Genomic DNA, 25401 nt, shown 5'->3' with positions numbered 1-25401 from the left:
GATCACGGTGCATCCGGTCTCATGACAGCCCCATCCCGGGGTGTCACGGAGCCGAAAGGTGACCGTATGAGCAAGACCGACAAGACCCGGCCCTGGTGGGTGCGGATGGCCGACGCGCCGATGAGGACCTACCTGCCCGTGCACGATCATCGGTTCGGGCCGTGCACGCTGCCGGACGAGATCACCGCCGACAGCGCGTCCCTGAGCCGCCGCACGAGCGGCTGTTACTGGGGCGCCACCGCCTTCTACCTGTTCGCCTGCGGCAGCAGCGACGGGTGCAGGGAGTGCACGGGTTACTACTTCCGACGCGAAGAGCATCGCCGCAGCCGTCAACGGGCGCGCCGCGAGCTGCGCGCCTATCACGGCGAAGACTGAAAGCAGGCGGAGAGCCGGACGGCAGCGGGCACCGCGCCCGCTCCTGGTCAGGCTCGGCCACCCGTTGACAGGCCTACCAACCAAGCGCATGCTTCGTCAGCGCCAGGCGCGAAGTGCCGGCCACAGGTCAGCCTCATGTCGAAGGGATGCGCCATGCCCACGGACCAGAACCCCCAGCCGACGCCCCTCCCAAGGCACACCAGGCGGCAGGTGTTACGCGGGGCGGCGGGAGCCGTCCTCACCACCGGCGTCCTGGGCGGCCTCGGCGGCACCGCCTACGCGGCCGTCGAGGACTACGACGTCGTCGTGGTGGGCTCGGGCGCGGCGGGTATGACGGCGGCGCTGCGGGCGGCCAGGCGCGGGCTGCGGACCGTGGTGATCGAGAAGGCGCCCACGTTCGGGGGTTCGGCGGCCCGCTCGGGAGCGGGCATCTGGATCCCGAACAACGAGGTCATCCTGGCCGCGGGCGTCCCCGACACGCCCGCGAAGGCGGCCGCCTACCTCGCGGCGGTCGTGGGCGGCGGGGTGCCCGCCGACCGGCAGGCCGCGTTCCTGGCCCACGGCCCCGCCATGATCTCGTTCGTGATGCGGAACAGCCCCCTGCGCTTCCGCTGGATGGAGGGCTACTCCGACTACTATCCGGAGCTGCAGGGCGGGATGCCGAACGGCCGCTCCATCGAGCCCGACCAGCTCGACGGCAGGGTCCTCGGCGCCGAACTGGCCCGTCTGAACCCCGCCTACATCCCCACGCCCGCAGGGCTCGTCGTGTTCAGCGCCGACTACAAGTGGCTCAACCTCGCCGCCGTCAACCTCAAGGGGGCGGCCGTCTCCGCCGAGTGCGTGGCCAGGTACACGGCCGCCGCGCTGCGCGGGGAGATCCCCCTGACGATGGGCCAGGCGCTGGCGGGCGGGCTGCGCGCGGGTCTGCTGGCCGCCGGGGTGCCGGTGCGGCTGAACACGCCGCTGCTGGACCTGCGGTTCGACGGGGACGGCAGGGCCACGGGCGTGGTCGTGTCGCAGAACGGGGGGCAGGTGCTGGTCAGGGCCGCGCGCGGCGTCATCGTCGGCTCGGGCGGCTTCGAGCACGACCTGGCCATGCGCACGGAGTTCCAGCGGCAGCCCATCGGGACGGACTGGACGGTCGGCGCCCAGGAGAACACCGGAGACGGCATCAGGGCGGGCCGCCGCGCCGGAGCCGCCCTCGACCTGATGGACGACGCCTGGTGGGGCCCGGCGATCCCGCTGCCGGGCGAGCCGTACTTCTGCCTGGCCGAGCGCACGCTGCCGGGCGGCATCCTGGTCAACGGGGACGGCGTGCGGTTCGTCAACGAGGGCGCGCCGTACAGCGACGTCGTGCACGTCATGTACGACCGCAACGCCAGCGGGCCGCACATTCCCTGCTGGCTGATCGTGGACCAGAACTACCGCAACAGGTACCTGTTCAAGGACCTCGCGCCGACGCTGCCGTTCCCCGACTCCTGGTACGCCGCGGGCGCCGTCCACAAGGCCTGGACGATCGGCGACCTGGCGGCGAAGATCGGCGTCCCCTCCGCGGCGCTGCGGCAGACGGTCACCAGGTTCAACGGCTTCGCGCGGACGGGCAAGGACCTGGACTTCCATCGCGGCGACAGCGTCTACGACCACTACTACACCGACCCCGCCGTCCGCCCGAACTCCTGCCTGGCGCCGCTGTGGCTGCCGCCGTACTACGCCCTCAAGATCGTCCCAGGGGATCTCGGCACCAAGGGCGGGATGCGCACGGACGCGCGGGCGCGCGTGCTCCGCGCGGACGGATCCGTCATCCCCGGCCTGTACGCCGCGGGCAACGCGAGCGGGGCGGTGATGGGCCACAGCTACGCGGGAGCGGGCTCGACGCTCGGTCCCGCGATGACCTTCGGCTACATCGCCGCCGACGATCTCGCCGGCGCGCCGTGACACCAGGGTGGACGGTCGAGGACGCCGCGGCCGTCCACCCGAGGGCGGCCGTCAGGCCGACGACTGGCCGTGCAGCACGAGAGCCCAGACCAGCAGCGCGAAGGCGGGGACGCTGGTGAACACGCGGACCAGGTTGAACCTGGCCCACCTGGCCTCGTCGAACTGCCGGCGGACGGCGGCCACGTCCATCCGGTCAGGGTCCCCCGCCGCCTTGATCGCGTCGTTGCGCGGCACGTTGACCGCGATCGTGATGACGAAGGTGACGGCGTACAGCACGAGTGCGATGACGATCCACGGGAAGGCGGGCCTGCCGAGCTGTGTCGCGGCGGCGGCGATGGTGAACAGCAGCGCGCCGAGGAAGCCGCCGCCGATGAACCACGGATTGATGATCGCCCGGTCGAGCGCCTGGAACGCCCCGACGAAGGTGCGATCGTCGGTCCGTCTGAGGCCCGGCATGACAGTGTGCGCGTAGAGGGCGAACACGCTGGAGACCATTCCCATGGACAGCGTCGCGGCGATCAGTGCCAGCGTCGAGAGTACGTCCATCATGCGCTCCCAACGTGAGGGGATGGGGGGTCCGCCCGGGATGACTGTAGCGGACATACCGCTCGCCGAGCGAGCCGTCGACGATCATGATGGGGCGGGCGCTAGCCTCGTCTCGCCGGGTGTCGTGGGCCGGGTTCCGAGCTTGAAGGAGCGAGCAACAATGATCTTCATCACCGCGAAGTTCCGCGTACGGCCCGAGCACGCCGACAGGTGGCCCGAAATCACGGACGAGTTCACCAGGGCCACCCGCGGCGAGCCCGGCTGCCTGTGGTTCGACTGGTCGCGCAGCGTCGACAGGCCCGACGAGTACGTCCTGGTCGAGGCGTTCCGCGACGGCGAGGCAGGCGCCGCCCACGTCCAGTCCGAGCACTTCAGGAAGGCGCAGCAGGAGCTGCCCGGGTATCTGGCGGAGACGCCGCGGATCGTGAACGCGGAGGTGCCGCAGCAGGACTGGTCGCTCCTCGGCGAGCTCGCTGTCGCCGAGGACCGCGCGTAGGTCAGCGAGCCGTCACCGCCACATCGAAGCCTGCCAGCAGCTCGCCGTCGGGCGGGATGACGCCGTAGCTGCTCTCAGGCAGCTCGTTCCAGGCTCCCGGCAGATCGCCGAGCGGCTCGGACACCACCAGACGGGTGTCGGCGGACAGCCCGCGCAGCCACGCGACATCGGGGTGCAGCGCGCGCAGGGACTCGACGCTGGAGCTGTAGAACAGGGTGCGCGACTCGCGCCGGCTGGAGTAGCGGAAGACCCAGACCCGTTCGCCGTTCGACGTCGCGACCGTCATCTGCAGCGGGAACTCGATGCCGTGGTCGTGGCCGAGCCGTTCGACCAGACCGGCCATGCGGGCCACGGCCCCCGGCGGATCGTCGTCCAGGCCGAACGTCAGCGCCAGGTAGAACATCACCTCCGAGTCCGTCGTGCCCTCGATGCGGGAGAACAGCGCGGGGTCGACGGCCATGCACAGCTCCCGGCGGAGCCGGTCGAAGCCCGCGACCACGCCGTTGTGCATCCACATCCAGCGTCCGTGACGGAACGGGTGGCAGTTGGTCTGCTGCACCGCCGTGCCGGTCGACGAGCGGATGTGGGCGAAGAACAGCGGCGAGCGCACATGGTCGGCGATCTCCCGCAGGTTGCGGTTGTTCCACGCGGGACCGGTGTCCCTGAAGATCGCCGGGGTGGCCACGTCATCGGTGTACCAGCCGATGCCGAACCCGTCGCCGTTCGTCGTCTCCACACCCATCCGGGAGCGCAGGCTCTGGTCGATCAGCGACGGCACCGGACGGTACATCACGTCGCACAGCAGCACGGGCGTCCCCGAGTAAACGAGCCATCGGCACATGAGCCACGCCTTTCCTCACCGGGTCGTACAACCTCAGCCGTACCCCCTCAGCCGGGTGGTATGGCGCGGCGGGTTCGGCGCGCGAACCTCCTGCTGAGCGCGGAGCGCGGCGTCGAGGGCGGCGTCGACCCGCTCGGCGCGGGCTGCCGTGCGGACATGCGGGCGGTCTGCGCGGGTGGTAGGGTCGGCGAACTCGGATCCGCAACCTCCCCCGGCCACCGGGGCGGCGCAAGATCTCCACTCTCGTGTTGGAGGCTCTTGCCATGGGCGGAATCAAACAGGTCACGAATGCCCCGCAGGCCGGTCTGCGCCTGCTCACTGCCGTCAGCGCCAGAAAAGACGCGGGCAGCAGCCCCACGGGGATCGTCGGGCGGAGCCTGGCGCGGCAACTGCTGGACGCAGGGGATCGCGTGCGCGTTCTCGCCGAGCCCGCCCAGGCGGACGGCTGGCCTGACGAGGTCGAGGTCGTCGAGGGGTCCATCACCCGGCCGCTGGAGTACGCCGAGGTCTTCGCCGGCGTCGACGGCGTCTTCCTCGCCGGAGCCGTGCCCACGACGGTGCGGGACGCCCTGGAGATCGCCCGGGGCGCCGGTGTGCGGCGGATCGTCGTGCTGTCCTCCCACGGGCCGGAGTACGAGGAGGCCTATCCGCCGGAGACGTGGTTCTGGCTGGCCATCGAGCGGGCCGTCGAACGCTCCGGAATGGAGTGGACGCACATCCGCCCGTCAGCGGTGATGGGGGCGATGATCGAGGGCACCTATCCCGCCACGGGCTCGGACTGGCCGCAGACGATCAGCGGCGAGCGCGTCGTGCGGGAGGCCTTCCTGGACGGCGGCCACTATCCCTTCATCCACGAGGAGGACCTCGCCGCCGTGGCGGTGGCGGCGCTGCGTGCCGACGACTGTGCCGGGGCCGTCCTCGAGGCGGTCGGACCGCCGATCAGCACCCGATCGCGCGTGGCGAGCATCGCCGGAGCCATCGGCGGCGACATCGCGACCGTCGAGGTGAAACCCGACGACAGCCGCGCGAACTGGCGGCGTCACGGCTGGCCCGACAGCGGCATCGACGTGACGCTGTACGCCCTGGAGGAGTACGGCGCGCGGCTCGCCGAGCTCACCCAGTGGACGCTCGACCAGCGGCCCGCCGTACGCGAGATCATCGGCCGCCCGCTGCGCGGCTTCGACGACTGGGCGGTCGAGAACGCCCACCTGTTCCGCTGAACGTCCGCCCTGTCGCGAGAGGAAACGTCATGAAGAAGGGCATCAACTACGACACCGGGTTCCTGCCGGGAGACCACCACACTCGCGAGGTCTTCGACGTCGCGACCGTGCGGCGTGAGATGCGGGTCATCGCCGGCGACCTGCGCTGCCAGGCCGTCCGCGTGTCCGGCGGCGACCCTGCGCGGCTGAGCGTCGCCGCGCAGGAGGCCGCCGCCGCGGGGCTGGAGGTCTGGTTCGCCCCCTTCCCCGTGGACCTGGACGTACGGGACACGCTGGACCTCTTCGCCGACTGCGCCGAGCGCGCCGAGGCGCTACAGCGGGGCGGAGCCGAGGTGGTGCTCGTGACCGGCTGTGAGTACACCACCTTCGGCCTGGGCTACCTGCCCGGTGACACCTACACCGAGCGCATGGCGGCGATGACCGCCGACCTTTCCTGGCTGGAGACGCTGGGCGCCGCCTCTGGCCGCTTCAACGCCTTTCTCTCCGAGGCCGCCGCGACCGTGCGCCCGTTGTTCGGCGGCAGGATCACCTACGCCTCGGCTCCATGGGAGACGGTCGACTGGAGCCCGTTCGACCTGGTGGGCGTGGACGCCTACCGAGCGGCCTGGAACGCCGGCCACTTCGCGGAGGAGGTGCGCGCGCACTTCGCCCACGGCAAGCCCGTGGCGGTCACCGAGTTCGGCACCTGCGCCTACCTGGGCGCCGCCGACCTGGGCGGCGCGGCGTACCTGGTGCCGGAGGGAGCGGTGCCGGACGAGGGGGAGCAGGTGCGCTACTTCGGTGAACTGATGGACCTGTTCGAGAAGGAGGGTGTGGCCGCGGCCTTCTGGTTCACCTTCGCCGGATACTCCCTCCCCGGCGGCGCCGACGTCGGCTCCTACGGGGCCGTCAGGATGCTGGACGCGACCCGGTGGGAGCCCAAGGCGGTCTTCCACGCCATCGCCGCCCGCGACTGACGAGAGCTCACGGCCCGCCCCGGGCGTGGCTCTTCGCTCACAGCCGGATCTTCTTGACGATCTCGTCGAGCTCGGGGACGAGCGGCTCGCTGGCCATCACGGTGACGATCACACCCTCGCGCTCGACCCAGCCGACGTAGCGCCCGTGCCCGAGAGCTCCGTCGCCCTCCTTGGTGAGCACCGTGCGCCCGCCGATCCTGGCGCTCTTGTCGTCGCGGGAGAAGGTGCCGAGGACGAGCGGGGCCTTCTTCAGGTGGGACAGCTTGCCCGCCGCCGGCCAGCACACCACGCGCACCCACAGCGACCGGTGCTTCCTGTCGATCTCGTCGCGGTCGTCGTACCACTGGTAGCCGTACTCGACGGCTCCGCGCAGCTTGTTCACCACGACCTGACCCGCGAGGAAGCCCTTCGGCAGATGGCCGACGCGCACGCCCTTCAGGGCGGTGGCTCCCTTGGCCGGCCGGTCCTCCTTCCCGTCAGCGGATCGGCGGGCCTCCGCCTTGGTGGGGGTGGGACAGCCGGCCGTACCGGTGGGCGCGGCGTGCGCCGGCGAGGCGACGAGGACGGTGGCCGAGACAAGGGACAACGCGGTCAGAGCGAGCGTCTTCTGCAGCTTTTTCATGATTCATTGGATGCCGCAGGGTGGGCAGAAGTTCGCGGAACACCCGATGTGTCCTTATGTCATGAGGGTGGCCCCCGTGGTCTCAGCGGCGGAGCCGGCCGGCCCGTTCGAGAGCGGCGTACGGCCCTGGCTCACCTGCCGACTGGAGCGGGGCAAGTGGGACATGGGGGCTGGAACGTTCTACACTCCTGCGACGAGCTGATCATGCTCCCTCCCGCGTCCCTTTGGTCAAGGAATCATGAGAGTCATCTTCGCGGCGATCGTCGCCATCTCCCTTCTGCTGGTCACGCTTCCCCCCACCGCCTCCGAGGCCACGACCGCGCGGCCGTACTGCAACGAGAGGCATCCGCCCAAGAACCGGTACTACTTCAAGCACAAGAACCACTGGGACTGTGTCGGCGAGCACCTCACCTGCTCCAAGGAGCAGCGCGGGGCGTACGGCTACTCGATGAACCACGCGCCGCACAGTCGCAGGCTCAGGTGTGTCTTCTGGACGGACGCCTACCGCTGGAAGCCGGTCAGGAGGAGCTAGGCGACCCGCCACCAACGTGTCCGCGTCAGGGCGGCCGGTTCGGGGCGGTCGCCGTGCGGGGGGAGGCGCCGGCCATGTCCGCCGGCCTGGCTTGACTTCAACATTGGTTCACGTGCGAGCATGGTCGCATGATCACCTCAGACAAGATCTTGGTGATCAGTGCGACGGGAACATCGGCAGGCACCTGGTGCCCCTGCTCGCCGAGGCGGGCGTTGCGGTGACCCGCGATCCGGGGCGGACCGGCCTGCCCGGCGGCGTCGAGGTAGTGCGCGGGGACCTGACCGAGCCGGAGACCCTGGAGGCGGCTCTGGAGAGCGTGGGCGCGGTGTTCCTGCTGTGGCCGTTCTTCTCGGCAGCCGGGGCGCAGGCCGTCGTCGAGGCGATCGCCCGGCACGCGCACCGGGGTCGTCTACGTCTCCGCCTTCTCCGTGCAGGGCGGGCGCGACACGGCGCAGAACGGGGTGTGGGGCGGGATCGAGGAGCAGCCGCGGGAGGAATCAGCGGCGGGCGGCGGGGCGCAGATGCGCGAGTCACGGGGGACGAACACCTTGCGGGATCGGCGAGGGGCCTGGGCGCTACGGAGGCGGAACGTCGCCATCTCACCGAGGCCGATCTACGGTCGATCGTCGAGAACGAGCTCCGGGAGCGCTCGGTCGCCGCGGAGGAGCACGAGCGCATCGGCCGCGACGACCACGCCGAGCGGCTCAGGGCGGAGGCCGAGGTGCTGAGCCGGCACCTGGGACCGGCTCTCTGACGTCTCACAGCTCGCGAACCCTGCCCACCGACGTCTTCGGCACGGAGACCCGCCGGCATCCGGTTCGGCTCCCGGTGCTCGGGCGGCCGGCTACCTCCGGGAGCGGGCGGCGAGGTGGCGACGGAGGTGATGGGCGGTGTGGGTGGCGGAGGTGGCGATCATCTGGTGCGGGGTGCCCTCGAAGACGACGTGACCGCCGTCCCGTCCCGCGTCGGGCCCGAGGTCGATGGCCCAGTCGGCGGCGAGGATGACGTCAAGGTTGTGCTCGATGACGATGACGGTCGAGCCGGAGTCCACGAGCCGGTCGATCAGGCCGATGAGCCGATCGATGTCGGCGATGTGCAGGCCGGTGGTGGGCTCGTCGAGCACGATCGTCCGGCCGGGGGTGGCCAGCTCGGCGGCCAGCTTGAGCCGCTGGCGCTCGCCTCCGGACAGGGAGTCGAGCGACTGGCCCAGGGTGAGGTAGCCGAGACCGACGTCGGCGAGACGCTCGAGAACGGACAGGACGGGCTTCTGGGAGAAGAAACGCCGGGCGTCGTCGACACTCATCTCGAAGACGTCGGCGATGGTGCGCCCGTCGACCTCGTAGCGCTGCGCCTCAGGGGTGAAGCGCCTGCCCTTGCACGACTCGCAGCGGGTGGTGACGCCCTCCATGAACGCCAGGTCGGTGTAGATGAGGCCGGTGCCTTCGCAGGCGGGGCAGCCACCGGAGGAGTTCGGTGTGAACAGCCCGGCCGGCTGCCGGGTCGCTCGGGCGAAGATCTGCCTGATGAGGTCGAGCAGGCCGGTGAAGGTCGCGGGGTTGGACCTCCTGGAGCCGCGGATGGGCCGCTGGTCGATCACGACGGCGTCGGGTTCGACGGCCGGCAGGTGGCCGAGGACGAGGCTGCTCTTGCCGGATCCGGCGACGCCGGTGACCACGGTCATGACGTCGCGCGGGATGCGTACCGTGACGTCGCGGAGGTTGTGGGTGCCGGCACGCTCGATCAGCATCCACGCGCTCGCGGGCCTCGGATCCGCGCGCTCGGTCCGCTCCGCCCGCAGCCCCGCGCCGGTCGGGGTGTCGGCCCGCTGGAGTTCGGCGTAGGTGCCCTGGAAGACGACGTGACCGCCGGCTGCTCCGGCCCCCGGCCCCATGTCGATGCAGTGGTCGGCGATGGCCATGATCTCCGGGTCGTGCTCGACCACGATGACCGTGTTGCCGCGGTCGCGGAGGGCGAGCAGCATCTGCCCGAGCGTGTGGACGTCGCGGGGGTGCAGGCCGACGGTGGGTTCGTCGAAGACGTAGAGCATGTCGGTGAGGGCGCTGCCGAGGTGGCGCACCATCTTGATGCGCTGCGACTCGCCGCCCGACAGGGTGGAGGTCGCGCGGTCGAGGCTCAGGTAGCCCAGGCCCAGGGTGACCAGGCGCTGCAGGTGCTCGCGGAGCCTGCCGAGCAGAGGCGCGACCTCCGGATGGTCGAGGGCGTCGATGACGGCGAGGAGCTCGTCCACCTGCATCGCGTTGCAGTCGGCGATGGAGCGCCCTGCTATCAGGCTGTTGCGCGCGGGCTCGGCCAGTCGTGAGCCGCCGCACTGGGGGCAGCGGCGCCGGGCGACGATCCGCTCGAACGCCTCACGCTGCCTGCCCTTGAACGACTCCGGTTCCCGCTGGAGGTAGATGCGGGTGAAGCGGGGGATCAGGCCCTCGTACGCGGTGCCGACCGCGTCCATGCCGGCGGGTGGGCTGAGGGTGTCGGCAGGTGTGTGCAGGAGGATGTCACGCTCCTCGGAGGTGTAGTCACGGATCTTCTTGTCGACGTCGAAGAAGCCGGAGCGCGCGTACGCCTTCCACATCCACTGTCCCGGCGCGAAGGGCGGGAAGGTGATCGCGCCCTCGGCCAGCGACCTGTCCTCGTCGAGGAGTTCGCCCACGTCGACAGTGGCGGAGACCCCCAGGCCCTGGCAGTTCGGGCACATTCCGGCGGGGTCGTTGAAGCTGTAGGCGTTGGAGTAGCCGGCGGAGGGCGTGCCGACGCGCGAGAACAGCAGCCGCAGGCGCGCCCCGATGTCCGTCGCGGTGCCCACGGTGGAGCGCGGGCCGCCCGACAGGCGCCTCTGGTCCACGATGATCACCGCTGACAGGTTCTCCAGGTGGTCGACGTCGGGCTGCCCGTAGCTGGGCAGGCGCCCCTGCGCGAAGGCCGAGAACGTCTCGTTGAGCTGCCGCCCCGACTCCGCCGCGAGCGTGTCAAAGACCAGGGAGGACTTGCCCGAGCCTGACACGCCGGTGACGACGCTCAGGCAGCGCTTGGGGATGTCGAGATCGACGTTCTTGAGGGAGTTCTCCCGCGCGCCGCGGATCCGGATCACATCGGTCATCGGTTGAGTCCTTGGAAGGTACGGACAGCGAGGGGAGCGAAGATCAGGGTGAGCAGGAGCGGCGCGATCATGGCGGTGGTGAGCGCGTGCTGCGCGGCCCAGGTCTGTCCCCCTGCATAGGCGCCGGTGAACAGCTCGCGGACGGCGGTGGCCGTCGCCGAGAGCGGGTTCCACTCGGCGGCCACGCCGAGCCAGCGGGGCATGGTGGCCGGGTCGACGAACACGGTCGACAGGAACCCGATCGGCCAGGCCAGGAGCTGCGCGGCGCTCACGGCCTCGGGCGAGCCCGCCTTCAGGCCTGCCCAGACACCGACCCAGAGAAGGCCGAAGCGCAGCCACAGCAACAGCCCGTAGGCCGGCAGCGCTGCGAACAGCCCGTTCTCCCACCGCCAGCCCAGGGCGAGACCGGCCACTGTGATGATGGTGATCTCCAGGGCCGAGGTCAGCATGTCGGCCATGACGCGGCCGAGGAGCACCGCACCGGGTGCGATCGGCAGCGAGCGGAACCGGTCGGTGACGGTCTTCGCCGCGTCGGTGGTGACCGCGATCATGGTCGTCTCCACGCCGAACAGCATCGTGAACGCCAGGACGCCCGGGATGACGAACAGGATGTAGTCTCCCGTGCTTCCCGCGATCGCGCCTCCGAGGAGGCCGCCCATCATGAGGATGATGAGGACGGGGAACAGGAGCTGGATCGCGAAGACTCCGGGCCGGGCCCGCCAGTGCCGCATGGTGCGCCCGGTGATGATCGCCGCGTCTCTCCAGAGACGCGAACGTACCGGGCCGGACAGGGTCGAGGTGCTCATGGGGCGGGCGCTCCTTCGGGCTCTGTCGCGTGCAGGTGGAGGTAGACGTCTTCGAGGGTGGGCCGGCGCAGCACCAGGCGAGGCTCCCCGACGAGTTTCTTGAGGTCGTCCGGCGTCCCCTGAGCGATGACGGCGCCCTCGCGCAGGATCACCACGTCGTCCGCGAGCGCGTCCGCCTCCTCCAGGTACTGGGTGGTCAGCAGGACAGTGGTCCCGGCGTCGGCCAGGGCGCGCACCGAGTCCCACAGACCGTGCCGCGCCTCGGGATCGAGTCCCGTGGTGGGCTCGTCGATGAACAGCACGCCGGGTGTGGTGATCAGAGAGGTCGCCAGATCGAGACGACGGCGCATCCCGCCGGAGAACGCGCTTACCGGACGCCTGCCCACATCGGCCAGCCCTGCCGTTTCGAGCAGCTCGCCGGCCCGGTCACGCGCGCTGCGCCGGGTCAGGCCCGACAACCTGCCGAACAGCTCGAGGTTCTCGCGCGCGCTCAGCAGCTCGTCCAGTGCGGCGTACTGCCCGACCAGCCCGACAGAGGCCCGCACCTGCGTCGCCTCACGTACGACATCACGGCCCGCGACGCGGGCCGTGCCCTCGTCGGGGAGGGTCAGCGTCGTCAAGATCCGGACCATCGTGGTCTTACCGGCGCCGTTGCCGCCGAGTAACGCGCAGACCCGCCCCGCCTCGACCGTAAGGTTGACGCCGTCGAGCGTCGGGCGCACGTTGCCGCGGAAGTGCTTGCGAATGCCACGAGCGACGATCGGGGCCGTCGTGGGGCTTTCTACCGAATTCGAGGTCACGCAGCCTGCCTCCTGCCTCGCCATACTTCTTACGCAGTACAATACATTGTAAGAAACCAGAGAGGAGTCCTCGGTGGCCAAGAGAGCGGAGCGTCCGGGCGATCCGGCCAAGTTGATCGGGCTGCTGTGGCGGCCCACGGAGGCCGTGAGCCGGTCGGGGCTGACGCCGAAGGTCATCACCCGGGCGGCGATCGCCCTGGCCGACCAGGAGGGGCTCGACGCGCTCACCATCCGCCGCGTGGCAGGCGACCTCGGCGTCAGCACGATGGCTCTCTATCCCTACATCGCCGGACGGTCCGAGCTCGTCGAGCTCATGCTCGACGCCGTGGCCACAGAGGTCTACGCCCACACCACCCCACCGGCACAGGCGGGGCAGTGGCGGGCCAGGATCGAGCACATCGCCCAGGCCAACTGGGACCATCACATGGCCCATCCGTGGACCGTCGACATCGCGGCGGGCCGCCCGGTCCCCGGACCCGGCATCTCGGGCAAGTACGAGATCGAGCTCTCCGCCCTCGACGGGCTGGGCCTGAGCGACATCGAGATGGACCAGACCCTGACGGCGATCCTCGGCCTGGTCTCCAACGCGGCGCGCGAGACGATCTCGTTGCGGCGCGTCAGGCAGGAGAGCTCTCTGACGGACACCCAGTGGTGGGAGAGCGTCGGGCCGAGCCTGGGCAAGGCGATGGCGGGCGCCTCCTATCCCGTCGCCAGGCGGGTGGCGGCGAGTCTCGGCGAGGCCACCGGCCTGGCGACTGACCCGGAGGGGGCGTTCCGATTCGGGCTCGGCATGCTCATGGACGGACTCGGCGCACTCATCGGCACCCGCGGACAGCACCCGCTCTGATCGGGCTTCGACCGTGGCGGAGCTGAAGCCGTCGCTGCTCAGGGCAACTGCCTACCGGTCGCGGCAGGAGGAGGCCCGGACGGCCGACGCGCGCTGATCTCGACGGCTGCTATGGTGAAAGACGCTCGTACGGAAACTAGGAGACCAGACGTGGCAGGTGACGACGACATCTCCGGGTGATACCGGAGGTTGACCGGCCCCGGCAGGCGCGCATGACCGCCGCCGATGTGGCCCCCGTCGTCGTACCCGAATCCCTGTCCCCTTTGCCGGGCGGCTTCGGCGCGCCCGGATCACGTACGTACGAGGTCTTCCACATGTCCGATGCGTTCATCATCTGCTCCAACCTGTCCTTCTCCTGGCCTGACGACACGCCGGTCTTCAGTGACCTGTCCTTCACCGTGGGTGCCGGCCGTACGGGCCTCGTCGCCCCGAACGGCGCGGGCAAGAGCACGCTGCTCAAGCTGATCGCCGGCGAGTACCGGCCCGGTGGCGGGAGCGTGTCCGTCAACGGCGTGCTCGGGTACCTGCCGCAGAGCCTGCCGCTCGCCGGCGACCTGACCGTGGCCGAGGTCCTGGGCATCGCCCCCGTGGTCGCCGCGCTGGACGCCATCGAGTCGGGGGACGCGAGCGAGGAGCACTTCACCACGATCGGCAACGACTGGGACATCGAGGAGCGCACCCGAGCCCAGCTCGACCGGCTCGGGCTCGGCGACCTCGAGTTGGCGCGTACGCTGCGCACGCTGAGCGGCGGCCAGGTCGTCTCGCTCGGCCTGGCCGCGCAGCTGCTCAGGCGTCCCGACGTGCTGCTGCTCGACGAGCCGACGAACAACCTCGACCTCGACGCGCGCCGCAAACTCTACGCCGTGCTCGGCGACTGGACCGGCTGCCTGCTCGTGGTCGGCCACGACCGGGCCCTGCTCGACTGCATGGACCGCATCGCCGAGCTGGACAGGGGCGAGGTCCGCTTCTACGGCGGCGACTTCACGGCCTACGAGCAGGCCGTACGGACGGAGCAGGAGGCCGCCGAGCGGAACGTGCGCAGCGCCGAGCAGGAGCTCAAGCGCGAGAAGCGGGAGATGCAGCAGGCCCGCGAGCGGGCCGAGCGCCGGGCGAGCAACGCCGCCCGCAACCTCAAGAACGCCGGTCTGCCGCGGATCTTCGCGGGGAACATGAAGCGTGGCGCCCAGGAGTCGGCCGGGCGGGCGGGCCAGACGCACGCCGCCCGTGTCGGCGACGCCAAGGCCAGGCTCGACGAGGCCGGGCGCACCCTGCGCGACGACCAGAGGATCGCGCTGCGACTGCCCGGGACCAACGTCCCCGCGGGGCGCACGGTCTTCCTCGGCGAACACCTGCAGGCCCGCGGCCTGTTCGCCGAGCCCGGCATCGACCTGACGATCCGCGGACCCGAGCGCATCGCGCTGACCGGCCCCAACGGCGCGGGCAAGTCAACCCTGCTGCGCCTGGTCAGCGGCGAGCTGGAACCCGACGGCGGCAGTGCCAGGCGGGCCGACGGCCGGATCGCCTCCCTCTCACAGCGGCTCGACCTGCTCGACGTCGAGCGCACCGTGGCGGAGAACCTGGCCGCGTTCGCTCCCGGCATGCCGGAGGCGGAGCGGATGAACCTGCTGGCCCGCTTCCTGTTCAGGGGCGCGCGTGCGCACCTGCCGGTCGGCGTGCTGTCGGGCGGCGAACGGCTGCGCGCCACGCTGGCCTGCGTGCTCTGCGCCGAACCCGCGCCCCAGCTCCTGCTGCTGGACGAGCCCACCAACAACCTCGACCTGACCAGCGTGGGACAGCTGGAGAGCGCGCTCGGAGCGTACGAGGGGGCGTTCGTGGTGGTCAGCCATGACGAACGGTTCCTCACGGAGATCGGGGTGGACCGCTGGCTGGAGCTGTCCGGCGGGCGGCTGCTGGAGACCGGAGGGCTCGCCGGTGAGTGACGCGCCGCTCACCCCGTGGGGGGTCACTGGGGCCAGTTCGCGATGATCTCGGGCGTGATGGCGTCGGAGTGGCAGGTGAAGGTCTTGCGCGAAGCAAGGTCGTAGAGGCAGACCCTGACGTCCACCCGCTTGATCTCTCCGTCCGAGGTGAGCCGGAAGGAGCTCCTGGCCGAACAGGTCGAGCGGGGCCGGCTCCATCCGGTGCCGCCGCCCACGTAGTGGAAGCGGGCACGGATGGAGGCACAGTGGCCGCGATGTGTGTCGCGGTCGTGGAGCGTGCCGTGCACGGTGAATGTCTCGGCGCTGAAGTCGGTGATCCAGACGTCGGCCTTGGCGTGGCCGGCGTGTCCCGCTGACGATCTGACGGGGCCCCAATGGATGGGGGAGGCCGCGGCCGCCTGCGCCGAGGCCGGGACGCCTGTGCCGATCACGAGGGCGAGGACTCCACCGATGACATGTGTCTTTCCCATGGCCAGGACGGTAGGAGACGCGACTTGGAGAGATCTTGCATCCGGCTGGCGTCTCCCCGCGACAGTCCCGGCTCGCATCCTCAGGCGTGCTCACGCCGGTGGATCTTCGTCCCGGCGGGGGTGTTCGTCCCGCCGGGCCCGGCCGCCTCGCTGATCGAGAGCCCTGGCGGTCGAAGGCCATCTTTTCGTGCAAAGATTCGCATATGGATGCGGCTATCATTCTTCGCACGGCTAAGGAATGCGGGTCTTACCTGCGTTCAGTGGCAGATCAGAAGTGGGCGGAAACGCAGATCCCGGGGATGGACCGGACCGCGGCGGGCATCGTGGCCCACATCGGTGACTGCCTGATCTGGTACGCCACTGACCTTGTCGCCGGCGACAGGGAACTCAGCACCATGGAGATGCGCGTTCGCCCGGAATCCGAGCCGGAGGACCTGATCGCCACGATGGACGCCTTCGCCACCGTCCTCGCGCATGTTGTCAACGGAACCTCGCCCGAGGCCCGAGGATGGCACCCCGACGGCAGAGCCGACGCGACCGGCTTCGCGGCCATGGCCTGCGACGAGATGCTCGTGCATACCGCTGATGTCGGGACAGGCGTCAATCAGCCCTTTGTTCCCTCTGGGGAGGTCGCGGCCGCCACACTGCGGCGCCTGTTCCCATGGGCGCCGACGGACACGGACCCCTGGCTGACCCTGCTATGGGCCAACGGTCGTGCGGACCTGCCTGGCCAGGAGCGGCAGGTGGGGTGGAAATGGCACTGCGCTCCCCTGGAGGAGTGGGACGGAACCAACCCCAGAAGCTCAGCCGCCACCTCCTGAAGATCTGGGAGCCTTGCACACCGTCGGGATGGACGGACCTTCGATCACGGACGGGCTGCGGGCCGTCGCGGCGTCGCCGTCACCGCTCACGACGCGGCTTGCGCCAGCTCATGATCTCGGTTGCCGGAAGACGCTCAGCGAAGCGGTCGTCGGGCGCCGCTCGCTGCAGCACCGCGCGCAGGTCCCGCTCGAAGTCCTCCAGCCTGCCGTCGAACAGGTGAGGGGCGGAGTCGGATCGGGAGAACACCCACGCCACGATGTCGTCCGCGGTGCGGTCGACCACTTCCCCTGCCGGCACGACATGCCGTTGGAAGTTCTCGAACCCGGCCCGCGCCAGGACGAGGTCCTCCCGGCCCGGCGTGCCGTTGACGAGCGTTCCCTGACCCGCGCGGCGTACCGGGCCCAGGTGGCGACGGACCAAGTCGCTGATCTGCGCGTACGGCGGAGCGGGCAGCGGCGGCGGCACCGGTTCGGGCGGCGGACTCTTGAGGTCGCTCATGTGAACGAACGTGCCTCCCGGCTCCAGCATCTCCAGCACGGTCGCGGCGACACGGTCCCGATCCGTCCAGTGGAAGGACTGGGCGAACACCGCGACCCGGAACTCGCCCAGACCGGCCGGTAGGTCCTCGGCGCGCGCAGCCACCCACCGCGCGTTGGTCACCCCGCGACGCGTGGCCTGCCGCTCGGCCTCGGCCAGCATGTCCTCATCTGGGTCGACGCCGACCGCCTCGGCGAAGAACCGCGCCATGGCCAGCGTCACGATGCCAGGCCCGCAGCCGACGTCGAGGAGCCGGCCCCGGCCGTCCAGGGCGAGCGCCGCGGCCATCGTTTCGGCGAAGCCCGGAGCGTACGGCAGCCGGCCGCGCTCGTAGTAGGCGGCACTTCCCTGGAACAGGGTGCTGTCCCACTGCCATCCATCCGGCATGGCGATCCCTCCACGAGTCGGCGAAGCCGCAGGCAGATCGAGCCGCCGGCGGCGTCGCGGTCATCCTGGCCCCTTCACCCGGCGGGAGACGCGGACCAGCGGGCTCTGGACGGGCTCGGCAATGGTAGCGAGAGGGAGAACTCGCCGACCCGCTTCGAACACCGCGCCGGCACGCACGTGCCGAGTCTCTGGCAGGTCGGTGACTAGGCAGGACGGGGCGCGGGGGCCGGCGCAGGGGCGGGAAGGCGCAGGACGAAACACGCGCCGACGGGACTGTCGACGATCGTCAGGGATCCGTGATGATCGCGCACGATCTCCCTGGAGATGGCCAGTCCGAGGCCGCTCCCGCGCGGATCGCGCCGGCGGCCCTCGCCGAGCCGTACGAACCGCTCGAAGACGCGCTCCCTGCTGCCGGCGGGGACGCCGTGGCCGTCGTCATGGACGGAGACGACGGCGTCCTCGCCGTCTCTGAACACTCTCACCTGAACGGCGGCGCGGGCATGGCGTGCGCCGTTGTCGAGCAGGTTGGTGAGAACCCTGCTGATCCCGAGCGTGCTGGCCTCCACCATCACCCGCGGATCGGCCGTGACCGTGACCGGCACCCGTCGCGGACGGCGGTCCACCTCCTGCCTGACGAGCGCGGCCAGATCGACCGGCTCGGTACTTTCGGCGATGCCGGCGTCGCGCCGCGCCAGGACCAGCAGGTCGGCGACGATGTTCTCCAGCCGTTCGGTGGCCGTCAGCGCCGACTCCACGACCTCGGCCCTGTCGATCTCGTCAGGCAGCAGCGCGGCGGCCTCCAGTCCCGTCCGCAGGCCAGTGATGGGGCTGCGCAGCTCGTGGGAGACGTCGGAGACGAACCTGCGCTGCTGCTCGACGGCGCGCTCCAGCCGGTCCAGCGTCGCGTTGACGCTCATGGCCAGCCGCTGGATCTCATCTCGCCTCTCAGGAAGAGGCACTCGGCGATGCAGGTCCGTCGCGGTGATGATCCGGTCCATCTCGGCCCTGATCGCCTCCACCGGCGCCAGCGTACGGCCCACCGCCCACCACATGGAGACACCCCGCAAGATCAAGGTGACGATCGCGACGACCCCGAACAACAGCGCCCACATCGGCCGAGGCAGCAGGCCGGGTTCCGGTGTGGCGGCGATGGCGATGAAGGGCTTGTTGTCGAGGAAGAACCGGTGCGCCGTGGCCAGCAGGCAGGGGCTGTCCGGCCGCGGGTAGCCGCACACCGAACTGTCGCTGCGAAGCTCCTGCGGTGCGGGTAGCGTCGCGGGGATCGACGGCTCCCCGAGGATCGTGGCGCTGGCCTTGACGACCTGTCCCTTGCGGCCGAGAATCTGCGCGAGCTCGTCCCGGCTCGAGGTGATGAGCGGGCTCGACAGCTTGTCGGCCTCGGCGTCGAAGACCAGGCGCTGAGCGGCCCGTGACGCGTGCAGCTGGGCCTCGTCCACCGCCTCCTGCCTGAGCAGCACCAGCACGACCGCGTACAGCGCACCGACCAGCAGGCCGGTCACCAGTACCGCGGCGACCGACATCCTGACTTTGATGGGCATGTGTGCCGGCGACCACGTCACGCTAGAGCATCCGGCGTCGCGAGCCTGTTGCAGATCTCATCAGTTCCCCCGAGCTGTACGGAAAGCATAGAGAACCGCTGGCAAAGTCAGGGTGACCGACCACGGCACGCCGCAGCGTGAGGCATCCCTCGCCGACGTCATGGATGAGGGGCCCTTGCGTCGCCGACGGCAGGGAGGGGAGAACGGCTCGAAGGTCAGGTGCTCGCCGAAGGCGAGGGCGGTCAGCCTGGCCCGCGACGACGCTCTCCTTATCAGGGCGGCTGGTGACCGGCCGGGTTCCCTGAGGAGCGAACGCTCCCAGGGAACGGCTTTCTCACCACGGCTTTGTCACCACGGCTTTGTCACCACGGCTTTGTCACCACGTCTTTGTCACCACGGCTTTCTCACCAACCGCGGGCACGACGACGCGCGGGCTCGTCCAGCGGAAACGCCGGAAGAAGCCGCGTACGTCTTCCAGGAGGCCTTTATCCACCCCCCGACGACGCCGCCAGGGTCACGATGAAAGGCGGGCAGCACGCGGCCCCGCGGAGGTCACACGTTCTTGATCATGCCCCCGTCGATGAGGTACTCGTTGCCGGTGATGTTGTTGGGCGAGGCCAGGAAGGCGATGAGCCGCGCCACCTCCTCCGGCGTGCTGATGCGGCCGGTCGTCACGCCGAGCCCGATGATCGCCTGCTCCACGAACGATTCGTGGGACACGCCCTGCTCCTTCGCGAGGCGGCCGACGAAGCCGTCCGGGTCGGCCCATACCGCGGTGCTCACCGGTCCCGGCGACACGGTGACGGCGCGCACGCCCTGCCCCCCGAACTGCTCGGCGATCACCTTGGTGAGAGCGTTGAGCGCGGCCTTGGAGACGTTGTAGTCAGCGGGCCCGGCGGCGACGGTCCGCGCCCCGACCGAGGAGACGTTGATGATCGTGCCCCGGCGCTCGATCAGGCTGGGAAGCGCGGCGCGGCTGACACGCAGCGCGCTGTAGAAGTGCAGGTTGAAGGTGTGCTCCCAGGCGTCATCCGGCAGCTCCAGCAGATTGAGCCTGGCCCCCTTGGCGAAGTCGTCGGTGTCGCCGACGCCCACGTTGTTGACCAGCAGGTCGATGCCGCCGAGCTCGTCGATGGCTCTGTCGATGAGCCGGGCCGGGCCCTCGGCCGTGGAGAGGTCGACGGTCACGGGCACGGCCCCGGTCTCCTTCAGCTCCGCTGTGATGGTGCGTGAGCCGGTGACCACGTGCATCCCCTCGGCGAGCAGGGTGCGGACGAGAGCCAGGCCGATTCCCTTGCTGCCGCCGGTGACGACCGCGGTCTTGCCTGTCAGGTGCAGATCCACTGGGCGTTCTCCTCTTTCGTGACCGCAGCGGGCGCCGCGGTGCAGGGGCTGTGGGCAGCGGGACTCATCACGACGTCTCCGAAACCTCGCCTGTACGGGTGGCCCGCCGACACGGCGCCCCGGTCGGTCGGGTGCGCCTGTGCTGGATGGCGACCGGATGGCCTCGGGTTGGTCGGGGTGTGCCTGTGCTGGATGGCGACCGGATGGCCTCGGGTTGGTCGGGGTGTGGCCTCGGTGGGTGGGTGTGCCTGTGCCGGATGGCGACCGGATCGTCCCGGTTCGGTGAAACGCGGTCGGTTACCGACCTGGGCCGCGTTCGCCGCCGACGTCCGCGCCCTGCTCACTCGCGGTCCCGTAGCAAGCCCTCGAAGATGCCGGTGGCCTCGGAGTCGGGCGGTTGGTCGTGGTCGCGGCCGGTGAGGAGGTCGAATGAAGTGGCCGATGGTGTGCGGTGGCGGTGGACTGGATCACGTCGACGGGGGCGCGGCCGCATGCGCTCCGGCGCGTTCGTCCGGTGGGAGGCCGGAGCCTGGGCCGTCGGTCCAGGTGCCGGGCAGCAGGCCGTTGGAGTAGGGACGGATGCGCGGATCGTTGCCGTCCGGGACTTCCCGAGCGGTCCCGGCCGAGGCGTGGCCGGCGACGACGGGACGGCAGCGACGATGCTTACGTGCGCCGCAACCTGGTCGGTGTCCCAGCCGGCCGGCGGGACAGGGCTCGTGCCGCCGGAGTCGGCCGCTGTGACAGCAGCGTCCCGGTGTGCGGGTCAGGCGTTGCTGGGCGGGTGGCGTCCATGGTCTTCTCTCTTTCCTGGGCCCTCGGAGAACACTTGCGTGATGCAAGTGAGGCTAGGGCCGTACACTTGCTTGACGCAAGTGTCTATCCGGGAGGTGGCCGTCATGCTGGGCAGGACATACGACACGCAGGTGTGCTCTGCCGCCAGGGCGCTCGAGGTCATCGGTGAGCGGTGGAGCCTGCTGATCGTGCGCGACGCGCTCTTCGCCGGCGCGACCCGTTTCGCCGACTTCCAGCGCTTGGGCATCGCGACCAACATCCTGGCGAAACGCCTCGACAGCCTTGTCGACTCAGGCATTCTCGAGCGGCGGTCGAGCGAGGAGCAGCCCGATCGGGCCGGCTACGTCGTGACGCAGAAGGGGCTCGACCTGGCGCCCGTGATCATCACACTGACGCAGTGGGGCGATCGATGGGCGGCGCCAGACGGCCCGCCCATCCTGTATCGGCACATCGGTTGCGGCGGGGCGATCGCCGAGCAGACGACCTGCTCCAGCTGTGGGCCGGTCACCGACCTCAAGCAGATCCACGTCGTACACGGCCCCGGCATGCCGGGCTCACACTCCGCGGACGTGGACTGACCAAGCGGTGAGCACTGCCACTCATGGCACTGACCTGACTTCACGTGGCGTCGCCGGAGTGCCGTACCTCGCCGAGTGAGCATCACCGCGACCAGCAGGCCGCCCCCACTCCGTCTGTCCCCTAGAGCGCGCGTAGACGCCGAGCTCAGTCCTTGACGACTTCCACCCAGTAGCGGCCTTCGCCGTCGCGGTGGGCGCCGTGGATGTCAGTGGCCAGGTCGGGGAAGGTCCGGTCGAAGTCCTCCAAGGCTCGCAGATACGTCAGCAGCGGGCCATCGGCCGGACCGGTCGCCTCGCCGGGCATCAGCATGGGAATTCCCGGCGGGGTGACCACCACCGTGGCCGCGGCGACCCGGCCCGGCAGATCGTCCAGAGGGACAGACTCGGTGCGGGCCCGGATCATGGCCTGGTAGCAGTCGGCGGGGGTTGACACCGGTTCGGGCAGGCTGGTGAACACCTGGTCCAGCAGCTTCCCCACGCCGGAGTCGCGTAGTTTCTCGTGGACCAGGGTGCAGTACTTCTGTAGCGAGATCGCGGGCGGCCCGAAGCCGGGCAACACCTCCGCCAGGGACAGGTCGTCGTCGTAGGCGTTCTTGAAGTCGGTGAGCGCGTCGATGAGCGTGCCCCACTTGCCCTTGGTGATCCCCATGGAGAACAGCACCAGCAACGTGTGATCGCCGGTCTTCTCCACCACGATGCCGCGCCGCTCCAGGTGGGCGGCCACGACGCGGGCCGGGATGCCCCAGTCGAGCGTGCCCGTGACGGCGTCGGCGCCCGGGCAGGTGATCGTCACCTTGACGGGGTCGAGCAGGCAGTAGCCCTCGGACATCCCGTCGAACCCGTGCCACGCGGCCCCCGCCTCCATGGTCCAGCACCGCGGCTCGGCGCACAGCAGCGCCGGATCGGCGTCGGCGAAGGAGAAGACCTGGCCGGTGCGCGGGTCGGTGACCTCAGCGGGCTGCCAGACGCCGAAGAACCAGTCGGACCGCAGGCCGTCCTCGCGGATGCGGGCGGCCAGCCGTACCATCGCCTGCCGGAACCGGACCGCCTCGACGATCGCCTCCCCGGTGAGGAACGGCCCCGACGGGCCGTCCATCATCGCCGCCGCGACGTCCAGCGAGGCGATCAACGGGTAGAGCGGCGACGTGGAGGCGTGCATGAGGTACGTCTCGTTGAACGCGTCGTAGTCGACCTCCGCCCGCTCCGCGGGGCGGAGGTGCACCATCGCCGCCTGCGACAGCGCCGCCAGCAGCTTGTGCGTCGACTGGGTGGCGAACACGGTGGGACGGTCGGGGCCCGGCAGCGTGCGCTCGTCGATCGCCATGCCGTACCGGCGGGCGTAGAGCGGATTGAATCGGGCGTAGGCGAACCACGCCTCGTCGAAGTGCAGCCGTGGCACGCTGGCGCCGAGCAACTCGCCGACCCGCACCGCGTCGTAGCACACCCCGTCGTACGTCGAGTTGGTGATCACCGCGTACGTCGGCTCTCCGGCGGCAAGGGGATGGGCGGCCACCCGAGCCCGGACCGCGTCCGCCTCCAGCGTCGCGGAGGGGATCGGGCCCGCCAGCCCGAGCCCGTTGCGCTCGGGCACCAGATAGACCGGGCGGGCGCCGCTGATGGCCAGCGCGTGCTGGACCGACTTGTGGCAGTTGCGGTCCACCAGGACGGTGTCGTCGCGGGCGATCGCATGGTGACCGACGATGCGGTTGGCGGTGGAGTTGCCGTTGACCACGAAGAACGTGCGGTCGGCGCCGAAAATGCGGGCGGCGTTGCGCTCAGCCTCTCCGATCGGGCCGGTGTGGTCGAGCGGCGACCCCAGTTCGGTGACGGAGATGGACAGATCCGTCCGTAGGAGCCGCTCGCCGTAGAAGTCGAAGAACGCCCGCCCGACCGGTGACTTGAGGAACGCCACGCCGCCGGCGTGCGCCGGGGTGTGCCAGGAGTAGCGATGGTGATCCTGCAGGCGGCGCAGCGCGCCGAAGAACGGCGGAAGAATCTTCTCGGCGTACTCGTCGGCCGCGTGGGCGATGCGCCCGGCGATGAACTGCGGGGTGTCCTCCAGCGGGAAGACGTAGCCCTGGATGACCTCGTACACCCACAGCGGAAGCTCCTGCTCCTGCGTCATCAGGAAGACGGGCAGGCCGCGGAACCGCCTGCCCACCGCGCCCAGCAGTTCCTCGGCCCCGGGAGCGTCCCACGCTGCCAGGACCGCCGTCAGCGACGCGTCCGACCCCACCACCGCCATGGCGTCCGCGGCCCGGTGGGTCCAGCGCACCTGCAGCCCGTGCTCATCCATCGCCGCGCACACCCGGCGGATCTGCTCGGCGAGCGCCGAATCGGCGTCGGGACGTTCGGTGACGGCGGCCAGAACGGTTCGCTCCATGCGGCACTCCGTGATCGGGGGAGGGGTGGGAAGATCCCTACACAAGGGTAACGCAGAGGAGTCGAAGGTCAACCCTGGGTAATCGTATTTCCCAGGCCAGTCCATGGCAGGCGCGGGACGTCGTAGAGCCGCGGGAACACATCCTCATGTCGCTCAGCCCCTTTCTCAGCTGCACGGACGGCTGACCCGGCGTTCCCGCGCGCCGGTCAGGTGTAGGCGATCAGCCGCCCACAGGCGACCACTCCCGTCCACGTCGCCAGCGAGACGGCGCCCGCCGCCCTGGCCGCCGGAGGCGCTCGGCGATCGTCGCCCCACGCCTCCACCCGGCGATAGACGCCGAGATGGAACAGCGCCACATTGAGGCCGGCCACGGCGAGCAGACCCGCCTTGACCGGTGCCGCGCCGGTGCCTGCGATCTCCCGGGCACCGGCCGTGAACATCGCCGCTCCGGACAGCGCGGCAAGCGCCAACCCCGCCCTGGCCACCGGGAGCAACCGCCGCGCCGCCGCCGACACCGAGATCACGTCCGCTCCCGCGCCGAGCAGCCGCAGGTCGAAAAGCAGGGCCGGTCCGACCAGTAACGCCAGCCCCATCAAGTGCACGATCTCCAGCGACGAGTACACCCACGGCGTCACCCGCACGAACTCCGCCACCCACGTCTCCTGGAGCCAGGTAAGCGCGTCGAGCCACCCCGCTGACTGAGGGTCCGACCGCGCGGCGTGGTACCCCTGCAGTGCCCCTGCCTCACCGGCTGCCTCCGCCTGCGCGGTGTGGCGCTGCGGGAAGGCCGCTGTCATGAGGCTTTCCCTCCGGTCCGCCTGGCCCGGATCGTCAGCGCCACGGTGCCACCGCCGATCAGAAGGGCGCCACCGATCAGCCACGGCAGAACGACAGGGCCTTGGTCGGAGCCGGAGGCCGCGGTGGTGGAGCCCTGCCCGGCAGGCTGTTCGGCGGGATCGCCCGGCGAAACGGGGGGCGGGCTTTGCGGCAAAGGAACCGAACGCTGCCGGACGGCCTGCCCGTCCTGCCGGACCAGCAGCTCAGGCCGGAACTCTTCGGCGTGCTCACGGTGCACGTACCCGACCGCCTCCACCCGCTCACCCTCGGTCACCCGATCCGGCATCCCCCATGCCGTCAGCCGCTCCACGGGCGCGAGGATCAGCACCACCTCCTCCTCCCGCCCATCGAAGGCCTGGGTACGCCGCAGCACGTCCCGCCCGCCCAGTTGCTCCAGCTCGGCGGGGATGGAACGCTCGGCGAGCCCGGACGGCAGACGCGCGGGGGCGGCCACCCGCACACGCACCTCTGGATGAGGGTTTCCCCACCGGACCTGCGTCACCGTCCCGGACAGGTACAGCGGCCGGTCGGTCCTGAAGTCCTCCCACCCGTGATGAAACGTGCTGCTCAGAAGGGAGAGGGCGACAATCATCGATTTCATATCGCCCAGCTTCAGCGAGCCTGCCCGATTACACCGCACTAAAAGGGATATACGCCCCCA

At 70.3% G+C, this 25401-nt stretch carries 24 protein-coding genes; 11 read left to right on the top strand and 13 right to left on the bottom strand.

Features of this window, described 5'->3' with window-relative positions; genetic code table 11:
• Nucleotides 1-66 precede the first annotated feature (66 nt).
• Entirely contained in the window at nt 67-375 is a 309-nt protein-coding gene (locus ABFX55_RS25795; RefSeq protein ID WP_346125082.1) for a hypothetical protein, read from the top strand.
• Nucleotides 376-528: 153 nt separating this feature from the next.
• Entirely contained in the window at nt 529-2310 is a 1782-nt protein-coding gene (kstD, locus tag ABFX55_RS25790; RefSeq protein ID WP_346125080.1) for a 3-oxosteroid 1-dehydrogenase, read from the top strand.
• 51 nt (nt 2311-2361) lie between these two features.
• Here kstD and ABFX55_RS25785 read toward each other — a convergent pair whose 3' ends face one another.
• The gene (locus ABFX55_RS25785; protein WP_346125078.1) at nt 2362-2859 is read right to left on the bottom strand and encodes an anthrone oxygenase family protein; all 498 of its coding nucleotides are present in this window, start codon (nt 2857-2859) and stop codon (nt 2362-2364) included.
• Between the two features lie 157 nt (nt 2860-3016).
• Between ABFX55_RS25785 and ABFX55_RS25780 the strand changes: the two genes are divergently transcribed.
• A complete protein-coding gene (locus ABFX55_RS25780) occupies nt 3017-3352 on the top strand; it encodes a putative quinol monooxygenase (RefSeq protein ID WP_346125076.1) in 336 nt (111 codons plus the stop codon).
• A 1-nt stretch (nt 3353) separates the two neighbouring features.
• On the opposite strand, the gene ABFX55_RS25775 is transcribed toward ABFX55_RS25780, so the two are convergent.
• Nucleotides 3354-4193, bottom strand: coding sequence for a class II glutamine amidotransferase (locus ABFX55_RS25775; RefSeq protein WP_346125074.1), 840 nt, complete (start codon nt 4191-4193; stop codon nt 3354-3356).
• A 263-nt stretch (nt 4194-4456) separates the two neighbouring features.
• On the opposite strand from ABFX55_RS25775, the gene ABFX55_RS25770 reads away from it, so the two are divergent.
• Together ABFX55_RS25770 and ABFX55_RS25765 are read left to right on the top strand one after the other, a co-directional pair.
• Complete coding sequence (locus tag ABFX55_RS25770; protein ID WP_346125073.1) at nt 4457-5413, top strand: SDR family oxidoreductase; 957 nt, start codon at nt 4457-4459, stop codon at nt 5411-5413.
• A gap of 29 nt (nt 5414-5442) precedes the next feature.
• Nucleotides 5443-6369, top strand: a complete 927-nt coding sequence (locus tag ABFX55_RS25765) for a glycoside hydrolase family 113 protein (RefSeq protein ID WP_346125071.1) — start codon at nt 5443-5445, stop codon at nt 6367-6369.
• Between the two features lie 37 nt (nt 6370-6406).
• Here ABFX55_RS25765 and ABFX55_RS25760 read toward each other — a convergent pair whose 3' ends face one another.
• Nucleotides 6407-6991, bottom strand: a complete 585-nt coding sequence (locus tag ABFX55_RS25760; RefSeq protein ID WP_346125069.1) for a hypothetical protein — start codon at nt 6989-6991, stop codon at nt 6407-6409.
• 238 nt (nt 6992-7229) lie between these two features.
• On the opposite strand from ABFX55_RS25760, the gene ABFX55_RS25755 reads away from it, so the two are divergent.
• Together ABFX55_RS25755 and ABFX55_RS25750 are read left to right on the top strand one after the other, a co-directional pair.
• Nucleotides 7230-7523 (top strand): hypothetical protein, encoded by a 294-nt coding sequence (locus ABFX55_RS25755; protein ID WP_346125067.1) that lies wholly within the window; start codon nt 7230-7232, stop codon nt 7521-7523.
• Nucleotides 7474-8277: an NAD(P)H-binding protein gene (locus tag ABFX55_RS25750; protein WP_346125066.1), complete on the top strand. Its 804-nt coding sequence runs from the start codon at nt 7474-7476 to the stop codon at nt 8275-8277. The genes ABFX55_RS25755 and ABFX55_RS25750 overlap by 50 nt, the downstream gene beginning before the upstream one ends.
• 90 nt (nt 8278-8367) lie before the next feature.
• Here ABFX55_RS25750 and ABFX55_RS25745 read toward each other — a convergent pair whose 3' ends face one another.
• The 3 genes from ABFX55_RS25745 to ABFX55_RS25735 are packed head-to-tail and all read right to left on the bottom strand — an operon-like array spanning nt 8368 to nt 12244.
• Entirely contained in the window at nt 8368-10638 is a 2271-nt protein-coding gene (locus tag ABFX55_RS25745; RefSeq protein ID WP_346125064.1) for an ATP-binding cassette domain-containing protein, read from the bottom strand.
• A complete protein-coding gene (locus ABFX55_RS25740; protein WP_346125062.1) occupies nt 10635-11444 on the bottom strand; it encodes an ABC transporter permease in 810 nt (269 codons plus the stop codon). Before ABFX55_RS25740 ends, ABFX55_RS25745 begins: the two co-directional genes overlap by 4 nt.
• Nucleotides 11441-12244 carry an ABC transporter ATP-binding protein gene (locus ABFX55_RS25735; protein WP_379479095.1) on the bottom strand — a complete coding sequence of 268 codons (804 nt, stop codon included), beginning with the start codon at nt 12242-12244 and terminating at the stop codon, nt 11441-11443. The genes ABFX55_RS25740 and ABFX55_RS25735 overlap by 4 nt, the downstream gene beginning before the upstream one ends.
• A gap of 73 nt (nt 12245-12317) precedes the next feature.
• On the opposite strand from ABFX55_RS25735, the gene ABFX55_RS25730 reads away from it, so the two are divergent.
• Both ABFX55_RS25730 and ABFX55_RS25725 read left to right on the top strand, forming a co-directional pair.
• Nucleotides 12318-13091, top strand: coding sequence for a TetR/AcrR family transcriptional regulator (locus tag ABFX55_RS25730; protein ID WP_346125061.1), 774 nt, complete (start codon nt 12318-12320; stop codon nt 13089-13091).
• Between the two features lie 314 nt (nt 13092-13405).
• Entirely contained in the window at nt 13406-15031 is a 1626-nt protein-coding gene (locus ABFX55_RS25725) for an ABC-F family ATP-binding cassette domain-containing protein (protein WP_428834790.1), read from the top strand.
• 23 nt (nt 15032-15054) lie between these two features.
• Here the strand turns inward: ABFX55_RS25725 and ABFX55_RS25720 are convergent, their stop codons facing one another.
• Entirely contained in the window at nt 15055-15501 is a 447-nt protein-coding gene (locus ABFX55_RS25720) for a hypothetical protein (RefSeq protein WP_346125058.1), read from the bottom strand.
• A 203-nt stretch (nt 15502-15704) separates the two neighbouring features.
• Between ABFX55_RS25720 and ABFX55_RS25715 the strand changes: the two genes are divergently transcribed.
• Nucleotides 15705-16322 (top strand): hypothetical protein, encoded by a 618-nt coding sequence (locus tag ABFX55_RS25715; RefSeq protein ID WP_346125056.1) that lies wholly within the window; start codon nt 15705-15707, stop codon nt 16320-16322.
• 79 nt (nt 16323-16401) lie between these two features.
• On the opposite strand, the gene ABFX55_RS25710 is transcribed toward ABFX55_RS25715, so the two are convergent.
• The 3 genes from ABFX55_RS25710 to ABFX55_RS25700 form a co-directional block, all read right to left on the bottom strand.
• Complete coding sequence (locus ABFX55_RS25710; RefSeq protein ID WP_346125054.1) at nt 16402-17247, bottom strand: class I SAM-dependent methyltransferase; 846 nt, start codon at nt 17245-17247, stop codon at nt 16402-16404.
• A gap of 203 nt (nt 17248-17450) precedes the next feature.
• Nucleotides 17451-18806 carry a sensor histidine kinase gene (locus ABFX55_RS25705; RefSeq protein ID WP_346125052.1) on the bottom strand — a complete coding sequence of 452 codons (1356 nt, stop codon included), beginning with the start codon at nt 18804-18806 and terminating at the stop codon, nt 17451-17453.
• Nucleotides 18807-19358: 552 nt separating this feature from the next.
• On the bottom strand, nt 19359-20150 hold the full coding sequence (locus tag ABFX55_RS25700) for an SDR family NAD(P)-dependent oxidoreductase (RefSeq protein WP_346125051.1): 792 nt from the start codon (nt 20148-20150) through the stop codon (nt 19359-19361).
• 896 nt (nt 20151-21046) lie between these two features.
• On the opposite strand from ABFX55_RS25700, the gene ABFX55_RS25695 reads away from it, so the two are divergent.
• Complete coding sequence (locus ABFX55_RS25695; protein ID WP_346125049.1) at nt 21047-21520, top strand: winged helix-turn-helix transcriptional regulator; 474 nt, start codon at nt 21047-21049, stop codon at nt 21518-21520.
• Nucleotides 21521-21665: 145 nt separating this feature from the next.
• Here the strand turns inward: ABFX55_RS25695 and ABFX55_RS25690 are convergent, their stop codons facing one another.
• The 3 genes from ABFX55_RS25690 to ABFX55_RS25680 form a co-directional block, all read right to left on the bottom strand.
• Nucleotides 21666-23903 (bottom strand): Orn/Lys/Arg family decarboxylase, encoded by a 2238-nt coding sequence (locus ABFX55_RS25690; RefSeq protein ID WP_346125047.1) that lies wholly within the window; start codon nt 23901-23903, stop codon nt 21666-21668.
• 206 nt (nt 23904-24109) lie between these two features.
• Nucleotides 24110-24700, bottom strand: a complete 591-nt coding sequence (locus ABFX55_RS25685) for a hypothetical protein (RefSeq protein WP_346125045.1) — start codon at nt 24698-24700, stop codon at nt 24110-24112.
• Nucleotides 24697-25380: a hypothetical protein gene (locus tag ABFX55_RS25680; RefSeq protein WP_346125043.1), complete on the bottom strand. Its 684-nt coding sequence runs from the start codon at nt 25378-25380 to the stop codon at nt 24697-24699. Before ABFX55_RS25680 ends, ABFX55_RS25685 begins: the two co-directional genes overlap by 4 nt.
• Between the last annotated feature and the right edge of the window lie 21 nt (nt 25381-25401).

The organism is Nonomuraea roseola, assembly GCF_039535395.1.
Classification (GTDB): domain Bacteria; phylum Actinomycetota; class Actinomycetes; order Streptosporangiales; family Streptosporangiaceae; genus Nonomuraea; species Nonomuraea roseola.
Note: the sequence above shows the minus strand (reverse complement) of the source record. Positions and strands in the feature narration are given on the sequence as shown.